At 45.5% G+C, this 13596-nt stretch carries 12 protein-coding genes; 2 read left to right on the top strand and 10 right to left on the bottom strand.

All coding sequences use genetic code 11. The features are described from left to right. Positions 1-104: 104 nt before the first annotated feature. The 5 genes from dnaE to ACOGW3_RS03050 all read right to left on the bottom strand — a co-directional run bounded on the left by dnaE (position 105) and on the right by ACOGW3_RS03050 (position 7464). A complete protein-coding gene (dnaE, locus tag ACOGW3_RS03030; RefSeq protein WP_419901607.1) occupies positions 105-3590 on the bottom strand; it encodes a DNA polymerase III subunit alpha in 3486 nt (1161 codons plus the stop codon). Positions 3591-3774: 184 nt separating this feature from the next. Continuing rightward, on the bottom strand, positions 3775-4455 hold the full coding sequence (locus tag ACOGW3_RS03035) for an ABC transporter ATP-binding protein (protein ID WP_419901608.1): 681 nt from the start codon (positions 4453-4455) through the stop codon (positions 3775-3777). Next, a complete protein-coding gene (locus ACOGW3_RS03040; protein ID WP_419901609.1) occupies positions 4448-5695 on the bottom strand; it encodes a lipoprotein-releasing ABC transporter permease subunit in 1248 nt (415 codons plus the stop codon). Before ACOGW3_RS03040 ends, ACOGW3_RS03035 begins: the two co-directional genes overlap by 8 nt. 40 nt (positions 5696-5735) lie before the next feature. Continuing rightward, a complete protein-coding gene (proS, locus tag ACOGW3_RS03045; RefSeq protein WP_419901610.1) occupies positions 5736-7055 on the bottom strand; it encodes a proline--tRNA ligase in 1320 nt (439 codons plus the stop codon). Between the two features lie 181 nt (positions 7056-7236). Next, positions 7237-7464, bottom strand: a complete 228-nt coding sequence (locus ACOGW3_RS03050) for a hypothetical protein (protein ID WP_419901611.1) — start codon at positions 7462-7464, stop codon at positions 7237-7239. A 145-nt stretch (positions 7465-7609) separates the two neighbouring features. On the opposite strand from ACOGW3_RS03050, the gene istA reads away from it, so the two are divergent. Together istA and istB are read left to right on the top strand one after the other, a co-directional pair. Continuing rightward, positions 7610-9118, top strand: coding sequence for an IS21 family transposase (istA, locus tag ACOGW3_RS03055; protein WP_419901087.1), 1509 nt, complete (start codon positions 7610-7612; stop codon positions 9116-9118). Then, a complete protein-coding gene (gene istB / locus ACOGW3_RS03060; protein ID WP_419901088.1) occupies positions 9115-9927 on the top strand; it encodes an IS21-like element helper ATPase IstB in 813 nt (270 codons plus the stop codon). Before istA ends, istB begins: the two co-directional genes overlap by 4 nt. Before the next feature lie 7 nt (positions 9928-9934). Here istB and ACOGW3_RS03065 read toward each other — a convergent pair whose 3' ends face one another. The 5 genes from ACOGW3_RS03065 to ACOGW3_RS03085 form a co-directional block, all read right to left on the bottom strand. Then, positions 9935-10279: a hypothetical protein gene (locus ACOGW3_RS03065; RefSeq protein WP_419901612.1), complete on the bottom strand. Its 345-nt coding sequence runs from the start codon at positions 10277-10279 to the stop codon at positions 9935-9937. Between the two features lie 132 nt (positions 10280-10411). After that, the gene (locus ACOGW3_RS03070) at positions 10412-10654 is read right to left on the bottom strand and encodes a DUF1467 family protein (RefSeq protein WP_419901613.1); all 243 of its coding nucleotides are present in this window, start codon (positions 10652-10654) and stop codon (positions 10412-10414) included. Positions 10655-10690: 36 nt separating this feature from the next. Beyond that, positions 10691-11095, bottom strand: a complete 405-nt coding sequence (mce, locus tag ACOGW3_RS03075; protein WP_419901614.1) for a methylmalonyl-CoA epimerase — start codon at positions 11093-11095, stop codon at positions 10691-10693. 12 nt (positions 11096-11107) lie between these two features. After that, positions 11108-12793: a ribonuclease J gene (locus ACOGW3_RS03080; RefSeq protein WP_419901615.1), complete on the bottom strand. Its 1686-nt coding sequence runs from the start codon at positions 12791-12793 to the stop codon at positions 11108-11110. A gap of 14 nt (positions 12794-12807) precedes the next feature. After that, positions 12808-13584, bottom strand: coding sequence for a type III pantothenate kinase (locus ACOGW3_RS03085; RefSeq protein WP_419901616.1), 777 nt, complete (start codon positions 13582-13584; stop codon positions 12808-12810). Positions 13585-13596: the final 12 nt, after the last annotated feature.

A 13596-nucleotide genomic window follows, 5' to 3' on the forward strand; every position in this document is an offset into this window, starting at 1 on the left:
CCCGTTAAGCCCACGTGTTTTATTAGTAATGCTGCGGGTGATACTCCCCTACAGCAATGGATGCAAGTCTTTTCTCGCCCAAAACAACAAACAAGAATAATTCCTTACACCTCTTCCAAGTCGATACCTTCAATCGCCTTGATTGCCTGTCGAATTGACGGCGAAACAGTATACCCTTTTGGCAGCTCCAGTTCTAGCTCTTGCCCATCTTTTAGACCGAGAATAATGGATATGCGTCCTCGGCCAGGAACAGCATGCTGATCTAGGATGGTTTTTAAGGGCTCCAAGGGATTGTCCGTACTCACGTATAGCTTCAACCCCGTATCTGTTAGCGAAGCTGCCTCGTCCAGTGGTTTAACTGCTTGCAATAAGAATCGAGGCTCATCATCATCTGGCTTAACTTCGCCCGTCAAAGAAACAAGGAGTGGAACATTGCTTTCAAGAATCTCTCTACTCGCCATCAAGACATTCGAGAAAACCATCGCCTCAATGGTACCAAAGGCATCCGAGATTTGAACAAAAGCAAATTTTGAACCCTTCTTAGAAATCCGTTCCTGTTTACCCAGTACAATTGCACCGATTTTAATCGGGCCGCCCTGCCCTTTGTTGTTTTTTGTTTGCTGTATAGCCTCTTGAATATTGATGGCTCGAAGTCTTTTTAGGATTTGACCATACGTATCAATTGGGTGAGAGGATAAATAGAAACCAATTGCATCGAATTCATGTTTGAGCCGTTCAAGCTCTGGCCAATCAGGGACTTTCGGCAAAGCGAGTTCAATTAAAGGACCGCTATCATCACCACCAAAAAGGTTTACCTGATCACTGTTTCTTTCCTGTGCAGCTGCTGAAATGTTTCTGACAATATTCTCAGCCCCCAGATAAACTTTTTGACGGTTATCCATCAAACTATCAAAGGCCCCCGCCTTGGACAGGTTCTCGATCAGCCTCTTATTAATTGTCTTCGCATCCACGCGAGCAACAAAATCTGTCAAATCCTTGAAGGGACCGTTAATACCGCGCTCATGGGTTATATTCTCAATAGCTTGCTCACCAACATTCTTAACGGCTGCCATAGCGTAGCGAACAGCCTTTACCCCATCCTCTTGAGTTTCGACCATGAATTCAGCGTAAGAATTGTTGATATCAGGCACTAGAAGCGGAATTTTCAAACGAGAGAGTTCTTGCCGAAAAATATTAAGTTTGTCTGTATTGGTCAGGTCGTAAGTCATGGACGCAGCCATAAACTCAACAGGGTAATTCGCCTTCAAGTAAGCCGTATGATAAGCAACCAAAGCATAAGCGGCTGCGTGACTTTTGTTAAAACCATATCCCGCAAACTTATTAACCTGATCAAAAATTTCATCCGCCTTTTCGGCTTTGACTTTATTTTTAACTGCGCCTTCAACAAAAATCTTACGCTGAGCATCCATCTCGGCCTGGATTTTTTTACCCATCGCCCGCCGGAGAAGATCCGCACCCCCAAGTGAATACCCGGATAGGAACTGAGCAATCTGCATGACCTGTTCTTGATAGATCATGATGCCATAAGTTTCTTTGAGTATATCCTCGATCAACGGATGCATATAATCCGGGGTTTCCTCCCCTTTTTTCCGTCGGATATAACTCGGAATATTTTCCATTGGTCCGGGGCGATAAAGAGCAACGACCGCGATAATATCTTCAAACCTATCCGGCTTCATGCGCTTGAGCACATCTCGCATGCCCGTAGATTCCAATTGAAACACCCCGACGGTATCCCCCTTACCCAACAACTCAAAAGAAGCCGGATCATCCAAGGGAACTTCGCTGAGATTGATAGGCGTTCCTGCAGATCGGATAAATTCACAAGCTCGCTCAAGGACGGTCAGGGTTTTCAGGCCCAAAAAGTCAAACTTGACCAACCCCGCCTGCTCAACAAATTTCATGTTGAACTGGGTAACAGGCATATCTGAACGAGGATCACGATAAAGAGGCACCAACTGATCTAGTGGACGATCCCCGATAACAACACCCGCAGCATGAGTTGATGCATGCCTATACAGCCCCTCAATCTTCTGGGCTACGTTTAGCAGATTATCAACTGTCTCATCCGTCCGGGCCATCTCCCGCAATTGCGGTTCCTGAGCAATTGCTTCAGGTAGTGAAGTCGGATTAGCTGGATTATTTGGAATTAACTTACTAAGCCTGTCCACTTGAGGATAGGGCATCTGCAAGACACGCCCAACATCACGAAGAGCTGCCTTGGCCTGGAGCTTACCAAAGGTGATAATTTGAGCAACTTTATCCCGGCCATACTTATCTTGGACATAGGTAATAACCTTGTCCCGCTTATCCTGACAGAAATCGATATCAAAATCGGGCATGGATACACGTTCAGGATTGAGGAACCTCTCAAACAGGAGCCCCCACCGTAAAGGATCAAGGTCGGTAATCGTTAATACCCAGGCCACAACCGACCCAGCACCAGAACCACGACCAGGACCTACGGGAATTGAATGCTCTTTTGCCCACATAATAAAGTCGGCAACGATGAGGAAGTATCCAGGAAACCCCATCTGAACAATAATACCGAGTTCGTATTCAAGGCGATCTTCGTATGGCTTTGCGACTTCTTTGCGCTTTTCATCATCCATGTCTTCAGTGAAAACATGTTTTTTTAAGCGATCAACCAAACCTACTTCGGATAAATGCCGCAACTCTTCGACTTCAGTACGTCCTGCACCTGTATCGAAAGGAGGTAAAATGGGACCAATTGGCTCCACAAACCAAGAACAACGTTTCGCAATCAATAGAGTATTGGAAATAGCCTCAGGAATATCTGCAAAAAGCCGTTTCATTTCATCAGAGGATTTAAAACGGTGTTCGGGCGTCAAACGTCGACGCTCACTTTGTGAAACGTATGCGCCCTCAGCAATGCAAATCAATGCATCGTGAGGCAAGTACATGTCTTCGCCCGCAAAAAAGGCTTCGTTTGTGGCAACAAGAGGAATGTCGTGTTGATAGGCTAAATTAATAAGCCGATCCTCAATCGCCCTTTCTTCAGGCATGCTATGACGCATTAGCTCGATATAAAGCCGACCTGAAAAAATTTTGGACATCTTTAACAGTGATGCCTCTGCTTCGCTATCGCGATTTTCGAGTAATTGCCGCCCAACGGCGCCTTTTGGCCCCGCAGTTAGAGCAATTAAACCTTCATGACATCTTTGCAGATCTTCAATTTTTATTTGAGGTGTTAGCCCTGTTTCCGTTTCCATAAAGGCTCGGGAAATAAGGTGCATTAAATTCATGTAACCTTTTTGGTTCTGCGCCAAGAGTACGAGTTGATCTGGTTCAGGAGTAATAGCCCCTGTACGTTGATCAGCATCTTCCCGGCCCACCAAAATTTGGGTCCCCAGAATTGGCTGTACTCCTGCGGCTTTTGCCGACAGAGAGAATTCAAGGGCACCAAACATATTATTGCTGTCGGTCATCCCCGCAGCAGGCATATCATGCTTTTTGCATAACTCTACCAGTTCCTTCGCCTTAATTGCTCCCTCAGAAAGGGAATAGGCCGAGTGAACCCGCAGATGAACAAAATCAGCATAAGCCATGAAACTACCTCAGTGTAAGCCCGGTTATTGAGCTAAATAAACTTAACCTGTCATACCCCAAAAAGCCTGGGCTATGCAAAATAAAACCCAGCACACTTTATATGCCAGGCTTTATACATCACTTATCATATCTCTAATTTATCAATAGCTTATATTTAAATTTTAAACTAAACCCACATATTGTTTATAGAATTTTCCCGCCTTCAAAATGTAGTACTCTATCCATACGACTGGCCAGCTCGTGGTTATGAGTTGCGATCAAAGCTGTAAGCCCGACCGACCGAACCAATTTTAAAAGAAGATCAAACACACGGTTCGCTGTTTCAGGATCCAGATTGCCTGTCGGCTCATCTGCTAATAATACGGTGGGAGCATTAGCCAGAGCCCGCGCAATAGCTACACGTTGCTGTTCGCCCCCGGAAAGCTCTCCAGGTCGATGGGTCAATCTTTCTGCAAGTCCGACCATATCCAATAATTCGGACGCTCTCTTATGGGCTTTCGTTTTGGACAGGCCCGTAATCATCTGAGGGAGGATGACATTTTCAACAGCCGAGAACTCAGGCAAGAGATGGTGATACTGATAAACAAAACCAATCGTATCTCTGCGAAGGGCTGTCCTACGTTTGTCATTCAAAGAAGCAGAGGATATGCCGTTGACCAAAATGTCTCCGCTGTCGGGCTTTTCCAATAATCCAGCACTGTGCAGTAATGTCGATTTACCTGCTCCAGAAGGGCCGACGAGCGCAACTATTTCCCCGGGTACCAGATCAAAGCTGACATCGTTCAATACGTGTAGTTCTTTCCGCCCTTGCCGATAAGTCTTGTTAACAATCGAGAGGGACAAGCCTTTATTAACACTACTCATAGCGAATAGCCTCTACAGGATCCAGGCGTGCCGCACGCCATGCCGGGAAAATCGGTGCAAGAAAGGAGAAGAACAAGGCCATGCCTACGATTTGAACTACTTCGATTGGATCAACGACAGCAGGGAGTTTCGATAGAAAATATATTTCAGGTTGAAATAGATTTGAACCAGAAAGTCCTTCGAGCCATTGACGTATGGTCTCGATATTTGAAGCAAATGAAAGCCCAAGAGCAAATCCTACCAGAGTTCCAAAAAGACCAATAGACGCCCCACTCAAGAAAAACACCCGCAAGATCATGCCTCGGGTTGCCCCCATAGTTCTTAGAATAGCGATGTCTCTTCCTTTGTCCTTCACCAACATAATTTGGCCGGAAACAATATTAAACACAGCGACCAGAATAATGAGCGAAAGAATGAGGAACATCACATTCCTCTCGACTTGAATGGCATTGAAAAAACTTGAATTTGACTGCTGCCAATCCTGTGTTCGGATATTAGTCCCCAGGGTTTGATGGATTTCCCGACGGATCGGCCTGGTCATATCAACGTTGTCGACAAACACTTCAATCGTGTTCACTTTTTCCGGGAGTTCAAAGAATATTTGAGCTGCTTCTAAGGGCATATAAATAAAGCTGCTATCGTATTCATACATGCCAACGTCAAAAAGTCCTGCAATCGTGTAGGCTTTTAGTCTCGGCATTGATCCAAAAACTGTGACCGCACTGTTTGGCGAAATCAGTGTGATTTTATCGCCCACGCCCAAACGTAAACTTTGAGCTAAACGCGCACCAATGACGACGCTATTATTTCCTTTGAAATCATCCAGAGAGCCTGCGACAATTTTATCCGCAATTAAGGCACGGGCCTTTAGATCCTCTGGCGCCATACCACGGACCAGCCCACCAGTGGCAGTACCACTGGCTGTAACCATCACTTGTCCCTGAACTTGAGGGGTCGCACTCTTAACACCACTGATTTCAGAGATCCGTTCGGCAAGAGTTTTATACTCAACCAGGTCGCCTTGAACCCCCATAACAGCTAAATGACCATTAACGCCAAGAATACGGCCAAGAAGCTCCTGACGAAACCCGTTCATCACCGACATGACAATAATCAAGGTAGCAACACCCAAGGCGATGCCAACAAGGGAGAAGCCGGCAATAACGGATATAAAACCTTCTTTACGACGGGAACGGAGGTAGCGAAGAGCCACCAATCGTTCAAAGGCACCAAAAATCATTTACTCCCCCAATCCCCGTCTATTTCAGTCGATCTAAATCTTAAAGGCCAAGTTTTGTAAGAGCAGCCTCGAGAGACAACTCTTCTTTTTCACCAGTCTTGCGATTTTTCAACTCAACTACGCCATTTTTAAGGCCGCGAGGTCCAACAACCATCTGCCACGGAACTCCAATCAGATCCATGTCCTTAAATTTACCGCCAGCAGAAGTATCCCGATCATCATAGAGAACGTCGATACCTGCACTGTTGAACTTTTGATAAAGGTCGTCACAAGCCTTGGTACAATCTTCATCTTTTGCCTTAAGATTGATCAAACCAACCTTATATGGAGCAACTGCTTCTGGCCAAATAATGCCATTCTCATCGTGGCTCGCTTCGATAATCGCACCGAGTAAACGGGAAACACCAATACCATAAGAGCCCATAAAGACAGGGACGTTCTGGCCTTCTTTATTTAAGACAGTCGCCCCCATAGGTTCAGAGTACTTGGTACCAAAATGGAAAATGTGACCAACCTCGATACCACGGCACTGCATGCGCTTATCTTCAGGTACAGAGCTTTCAAAATCTTCCTGGATATACATTTCATCCGTAGCCGCATAGGTACTGGTCCAGTCATCAACGATCGACTGAAGATCTCCACTGTAATCAACATCAGCAGAAGGTGAGGCTTTCTCAAGAAAATCAGAGTGACAGAAAACTTCTGACTCACCCGTATCAGCCAGAATAAGAAATTCATGACTGAGCTTGCCACCGATTGGTCCGGTATCTGCTACCATTGGAATAGCCCGTAGACCGAGACGATCAAAGGTCCGAAGGTAGGAAACAAACATACGGTTATAAGCAGCTTTGGAAGATTCAAAGTCAATATCGAAGGAATAGCCGTCCTTCATGAAGAATTCACGGCCCCGCATCACCCCAAAACGAGGGCGAACTTCGTCGCGGAACTTCCACTGGATGTGATAAAGATTTTTTGGCAGATCTTTATAGCTCTTTACCGAATTGGCAAAGATATCTGTCACCAGTTCTTCGTTTGTTGGTCCATAGAGCATGTCGCGACCATGCCGATCCTGAATACGCAACATTTCCTTGCCGTAATCATCATAACGGCCAGACTTTTGCCAAAGGTCGGCTGGCTGGATCGTCGGCATTAAAATCTCTAAGGCCCCAGCACGATTCTGTTCTTCGCGGACAATCTGCTCAATTTTTCTCAAGACCTTAAGGCCTAGAGGCAACCATGAATAAATACCAGATGTAGCTTGGCGAATCATACCAGCGCGAAGCATGTAGCGGTGTGAGACAATCTGGGCCTCGGTAGGGTTTTCCTTCAGAGTAGGAAGGAAATAAGCAGAAAGGCGCATCTCTATATCCTGGAGCGTTATTGAGTTGTGTTAGGGCGAATTATTCCAGCAGTCACTGCTGGAAAATATTTCGGACATATATATGGGATCAGGGACCACTTGTCCATGCAAGACAATCAGCTATCGCGATCGAAAAATTGTAAAAGGAAAGGATCTAAAGACGATAGAAAGATAATACCCGTTATCTTTCGTTTTTAATAATTTCCTGGCACCTAAGAGAAAGCTCGCGCTGTTCCTCACTTTGCAAAGGCTGACCATTAAAATATGAACTGCCATCTTTATGAACTTCAACAGTTCCGATTTCAGCCTCGGCACCAAAATTGGCTTTGTTGGCCGGAATGTTATACCGCTCAAACATATCAACCGTAATCGGATGTTCAGCGACAATAACCTTGGCCGGTTGCGACAACCACCTTGGCCGGTGGATCTGATCATTAAAAAGGGCGTGCCCGTTTGATAATCAGATCCACCGGCCAAGGCTTAATTTGGTGTTAGTTACAAGCTGCTGTGAGTTGATAAATTAGGAACCTCTAGATGTAATTGGAGGAACCTGTTTGCCGTATAAATTTATCACAGATGAACAACTGAGACTTTACATGACAGATAGAAAAACTCATGGTCAACGAACCGCCGCTGCCCGCGCAGGGTTTAGCGAACGCACGGCCCGCCGATTTGACGTTGATGCGACTTTACCGTCACAACGCAATATAAAGCGAGGGCGAACAGTTTCTGATCCGCTTGAAGATATCTGGGATAAGGACATCCTTCCCATTTTGGATAAAGACAACTCGGTCAAACCCATTACTTTGTTGCGCCACATACAGAGCCTCTATCCGCTCCGTTTTCCCGATGACCGTGTCAAGCGCACGTTAGAGCGCCGAGTTCGGGGATGGCGGGCTCTGAATGGCCCTGAAAAGGATATCATTTTCAGGCAAACACCTGAGCCGGGTTACATGGGCCAATCAGATTTCACGGATGCAGCCGACTTAAGTATTACCATTGCAGGAGATCCTTTGGTGCATCGGCTCTATCATTTTGTTCTGGTATATAGCCGATGGGAACATGTTGGGGTCGTACTTGGCGGTGAGAGTTTTACAGCCCTTGCGGAGAACTTACAAAATGCGCTTTGGTCCTTGGGGGGCGCTCCTGAAAACCACCGGACCGACAGCCTGTCTGCGGCCTTTCGGAATTTGAGCGTTGAGGAAAAGGAGGACATTACCAAACGTTATTCTGCTTTTGTTGAGCACTACGGTATGGAGGCCAGTCGAAATAACAGAGGGGAATCACACGAGAACGGTGCCATTGAATCTCACCACGGTCACCTTAAGACTGCGATAAAGCAGGCCCTGATTTTGCGTGGCAGTAATGACTTTGACACTTTGGATGAGTATCGGCGATTTTTGGACGAGCTGATTGCTAGACGGAACAAACATCGTGACCAAGATATCCAAACAGAGTTGAAATCTCTCAAGGCGTTACCTCCTCGGCGAACAACAGATTACACTGAAGTCGTGTCGAGAGTTACCAAAACAAGTGGTTTTTTAGTTAAGCAGGTTTTTTATAGCGCCCCTTCTCGCCTAATTGGTCAACGCTTGCGTGTCCATATTTACGATAACCGGATAGAAGCCTATCTAGGCAGCACTCATGTCGTCAGCCATTCTCGTGAGCGGGGGCACGGCAAAGGCCCCCGCATTCATGTTATCAATTATCATCACGTCATTCATGCTCTCAAACGTAAACCTCAGGCACTCGCCAATTCTATTTATCGTGACAGTATTTTTCCAAGAACCGAGTACTCCCTGGCCTGGACATTGTTTCAGAAAAAGTTGTCCCGCAGAGATGCGTGTCGTCAGATGGTTGGGATACTTTTCCTTGCGCACGAAGAGGCTTGTGAGGCCGAAGTCGCGCACCTGATTTCGAGAGAAATCAATGCAGGAAGGCTACCTTGCGCAAAAAAACTTAAGCTGAATATCACAAAAAAGAACACGGATTTACCTCCTGATATTCCCGTGGTTCAACCTTCATTATCAGTCTTTGATACTCTGTTGGAGGATCGGGCATGACAAACATTGAAGTGGATCAGCACAAGCTGCCTCTTATGCTAACTGACTTACGATTACCCAGCTTTCACAAACACTGGCAAGATATCGCAATCCAATCCGACAAGGAGGGCTGGTCAGCAGCCAGGTTCCTTGCCGTTTTGGCCGAATATGAATTGGCCGAAAGGGACACGCGACGCATTCAACGCCATCTCAACGCATCAAACCTGCTGGGCGGAAAAACTCTGGCCACTTTTAACTTCAAGCGGCTGCCTAACGTGAAAAAGGCGCAGGTCGAAGCCTTGTCTGCCGGTGACTGGATTGACGCAAGAGCAAATCTGATTGCCATTGGAAATTCAGGGGGAGGAAAAACTCATCTCCTATGCGCCGTAGGTTATGCTCTTATAGAGGCTGGATACCGTGTGCTCTATACGCAAACCAGTGATCTGGTGCAAAAACTCCAGGCTGCCAGACGTGAACTTATGCTCGAAAACGCCCTCGCAAAACTCGATAAATTTGATCTCATCATTCTCGATGATATTACCTATGCACAAAGGGATATATCTGAAACATCCGTGCTCTTTGAATTGATCGCCAGACGATATGAGTACCGAAGTATTGCAATTGCTGCCAATCAACCTTTTAGCGGATGGGACAATATTTTTCAAGATAAGGCCATGACCGTTGCAGCAATCGATCGTCTTGTTCACCACTCAACCATTCTTGAGATGAATATCGACAGCTACAGACAATGGGAAGCCGCCCAAAATCTCAAAAAAATGTTGCGGAAAACCACAAACAAAAAGGTGAAAAATATGCCTGAAGCATCGTAAATAAACGTCAGATCACAGCCGCATCAAAAGCGGCCAAGGTGGTTGACGCAACCGGACAAAGTGGTTGACGCTCTACAATCGGAATTTTGATAATTTCCGGCAACACTATCGGCTGTGCATTCAGATATGCCGATACGACCTTTTTACCTCTTTTGGTAACGCCCGGTGTGTAGGTAACATCATCTGAAGGGGTATGTTTGATCAAACGCGAACAATCTTCGCGACTAATGTTAACGATGCCATCTGAACTTTCCTGTGCGGAAGGCGACCCCGTATTAACACTCAAAATCAACGTTGCTAGCAGGCTACTAAAAACCAGAACATTGTGTGTTTGGATAAAAAACTTAGACATACTCACCACCCGTCGATAATAAGTCCAAAAACGATAAACAGCCTGAGATTAGAATAACCACAGGCTGTTTACATTCAATGAATAAGATTTTTCATTTGAAAACAACCACTAATAAAGAGTAACTGCGATGAATTAGTAAGGTAGCTCGCCTATCGTGATAATTCCGCTATCAATAATGTAAAAGGCTATACCCCAAAGTATAGCAGCTATAACACTCGTAATAAGCGCCTTACGCCCCAACATGGGATTTGCTGGTGCAGAGGGTTCATGACCTACTTCAGGATTTTCCTGCGGCTTTACACCAAAGGGTAATGCCATAAAGAAAATCAGCCACCAGATAACCACGTAAACCAGTATGCCTGTAACCCAGTTCATAAATTCTTCTCACCTAATTTATTAAGCCAAAACTGATCAGGCTTGTTCAAGTTCAACCAACGTTCCACAGAAATCTTTCGGATGTAAAAAGAGAACCGGTTTGTCGTGGGCCCCATTTTTAGGCTCTCCATCACCAAGAATTCGAGCACCTTCAGAAACCAGTTTGTCTCTGGCGGCTAAGATATCATCAACCTCATAACAAATATGATGAATTCCGCCGGCAGGATTCTTCTCCAGGAAGTTCAAAATTGGAGATTTATCACCTAGTGGATAAAGAAACTCTATTTTTGTATTGGGGAGTTCAACAAACACAACGGTCACACCATGATCAGGCTGGTCAACGGGATCAGTGACAGTTGCTCCTAAAACATTTTTGTATTGTGCGACTGCCGTATCCAAGTCAGGAACAGCGATTGCCACATGGTTTAGTCTTCCGATCATGTTATCCCCCTCTTACTCAAAAAAATCATTCAATCGAATGATATGAACATCCGTAACTGGTTTTTTACCATATCGTTTGTTGCAATGACGACGTACAGCACGGATAGCAACTTCACGGACGACTTCATCACGTTTCATGTCAGCTTTTTTCAACAACCTTACCCCGTCGCGTACTGCATCAACGACATCTTCGAAATTTTCGAACTCGTCTTCAAGATCAATAACACCCTGGATCGTCAATTGAGGGGTAACAGCCAATTTAAAAGCTTCATCGATTACAAGAGTAACGACGGCGGAACCGTTATACATCATCTTTTGACGGGCAACGATAATCGGGCTTTTCAAGGGTACCAACCGTCGGGATTCAATGGCAAGTAATCCACAAGGCACTTCTGAAACCCTCGTCGGTTTCCCGGGTGCCAGACGAATTAAATCACCGTTTTTAGCAACGAATTGCGTTTTCACGCCACATTCACCAGCGAGTTTGGCGTGCGCTCGAAGATGGCGAGCCTCACCATGAACAGGAATGGATATTTGCGGCTGTACCCACTCATATAGTTTTTTGACTTCTTCTTTACCCGGGTGACCTGACACATGAACGTGCTCATCTTTATCTGTAATGATGCGCACACCCAGTTCAGACAAGTTGTTTTGTAATTTGTAAATAGAGGTTTCATTTCCAGGAATAATTCTCGAAGAGAAAATGATTGTGTCCTCTTCTTCTAGATACACATTCTTGAAACCATCTGTCGATAAGCGGGAAAGAGCAGAACGAGGCTCTCCCTGGCTACCAGTACAAAGAACGACAACTTCTCGTGGCGGGATATAAGAGAACTCTTCTTCAGATAACAACGGCGCTACGTTTTGCAAATAACCGTTATCGCGTGCTGCAGAATAAATTCTGTGCATGGATCTTCCGAGAAGAACAACTCTACGGCCACATATTTCAGCGGCTTTCATAACTGATTCAACCCGGGCTACATTACTGGCAAAACAGGTAACAGCCACACGGCCCGTACATTTAGAAATGACATCAACCAAACCATTTCGAACTGAAGCTTCAGATCCGGATTCACTAGAGTTCATAACATTGGTTGAATCGCTGACCATCGCCAAAATATCTTCATCGGCAAGGGACTGCAGGCGCTTCTTGTCATAATGCGGGCCAACAAGTGGTTCAGGGTCGAATTTCCAATCACCGGAATGAAAGACCGTGCCGCATGATGTACGAATTAAAAGTGACGCAGGCTCTGGTATTGAGTGAGTCATTGACACCAATTCAATATCAAACGGACCAGCAGAGAACTTTCCTGCGACAGGTATCACAGTGATTTCAGCCTGGTCTTCTAAACCCGCCTCAACCAGCTTTGAATAAACCATCGATTTGGTGAAAGGAGTACAGAAAATGGGACAACGCAAATCAGCCCATAGGTGGGGTACTGCCCCGATGTGGTCTTCGTGAGCATGAGTTAATACCAGACCAACAAGATTATCACGCTGTTTTTCGATAAATTCTGGATCAGGCATAATCACATCAATGCCCGGGAACTTACCGCCATCAGCAAAGGAAATGCCAAGGTCAACCATCAACCATTTGCCATTATGGCCATAGAGATTGAGGTTCATACCGATCTCGCCCGTCCCCCCCAGGGGTAAGAACAAAAGTTCGTCTTTTTTTGGGACCACCGGTTTACTCATAATTTCTACCTAACTCAGTCATTCTGGGTATTAAGTTCATAAATTTCAATCAACCCACGAAGCGTTACATCTTTATCAATGTGATCAATTACATCTGTTGCTTTGATGAAAAGCTGGGCCAAGCCGCCCGTTGCCACAACTGTCATTGGCTTTGCGTATTCATCTTTAATACGTTTGACCATGCCCTCAACCATAGAAATGTATCCCCAGAATATTCCTGATTCCATGGCCGGGATCGTTGCTTTTCCAATTACGTTTTGTGGGCGCCTTATATCAATCCGCGGTAATTTTGCTGTAGCCATGTACAAGGCATCAACCGACAGGTTGACCCCGGGAGCAATAATCCCGCCCTCATAGGCCCCATCTGTGCCGACAATATCAAACGTAGTCGCTGAACCGAAGTCTATCATGATCAGATCCCCACCATAACGATTATAACCTGCCACAGCATTAACTAGTCGGTCGGCACCAGCTTGTTCGGGATGATCAATTCGGACTTCTAATCCGAGATCAATCTTACCCAACTCAACCATCAAGGGGCTACAGTCAAAGTACGTTTTACAAAGGGAGGTCAGATTGTAATTCGAAGCAGGAACGACATTGGCCAGAATTGCGCCTGATATATCTTCTGGTGTTAACCCCTTGAGCGCCATGAGTTGCGTTAGCCAGACAGCATATTCATCTGACGTTTTTTTGCTGTCACTCGTCGCGCGCCAATATCCTTTTTGTTCATTGCCGTCATATACAGCAAAAACGACATTGGTATTACCGGAATCAATTACAAGCAGCATAGTTAATCTCTA

The sequence above is a fragment of the Kiloniella sp. genome (assembly GCF_965205715.1).
Taxonomy (GTDB): domain Bacteria; phylum Pseudomonadota; class Alphaproteobacteria; order Kiloniellales; family Kiloniellaceae; genus Kiloniella.

Excerpts from the sequence above, each read along its gene's own strand:
- dnaE (WP_419901607.1), bottom strand. The coding sequence starts at position 3,590 with ATGGCTTATGCTGATTTTGTTCATCTGCGGGTTCACTCGGCCTATTCC.
- mce (WP_419901614.1), bottom strand. The coding sequence starts at position 11,095 with ATGATCGGAAGACTAAACCATGTGGCAATCGCTGTTCCTGACTTGGAT.
- istB (WP_419901088.1), top strand. The coding sequence starts at position 9,115 with ATGACAAACATTGAAGTGGATCAGCACAAGCTGCCTCTTATGCTAACT.
- ACOGW3_RS03085 (WP_419901616.1), bottom strand. The coding sequence starts at position 13,584 with ATGCTGCTTGTAATTGATTCCGGTAATACCAATGTCGTTTTTGCTGTA.
- ACOGW3_RS03065 (WP_419901612.1), bottom strand. The coding sequence starts at position 10,279 with ATGTCTAAGTTTTTTATCCAAACACACAATGTTCTGGTTTTTAGTAGC.
- ACOGW3_RS03035 (WP_419901608.1), bottom strand. The coding sequence starts at position 4,455 with ATGAGTAGTGTTAATAAAGGCTTGTCCCTCTCGATTGTTAACAAGACT.
- ACOGW3_RS03040 (WP_419901609.1), bottom strand. The coding sequence starts at position 5,695 with ATGATTTTTGGTGCCTTTGAACGATTGGTGGCTCTTCGCTACCTCCGT.
- ACOGW3_RS03070 (WP_419901613.1), bottom strand. The coding sequence starts at position 10,654 with ATGAACTGGGTTACAGGCATACTGGTTTACGTGGTTATCTGGTGGCTG.
- proS (WP_419901610.1), bottom strand. The coding sequence starts at position 7,055 with ATGCGCCTTTCTGCTTATTTCCTTCCTACTCTGAAGGAAAACCCTACC.
- ACOGW3_RS03080 (WP_419901615.1), bottom strand. The coding sequence starts at position 12,793 with ATGAGTAAACCGGTGGTCCCAAAAAAAGACGAACTTTTGTTCTTACCC.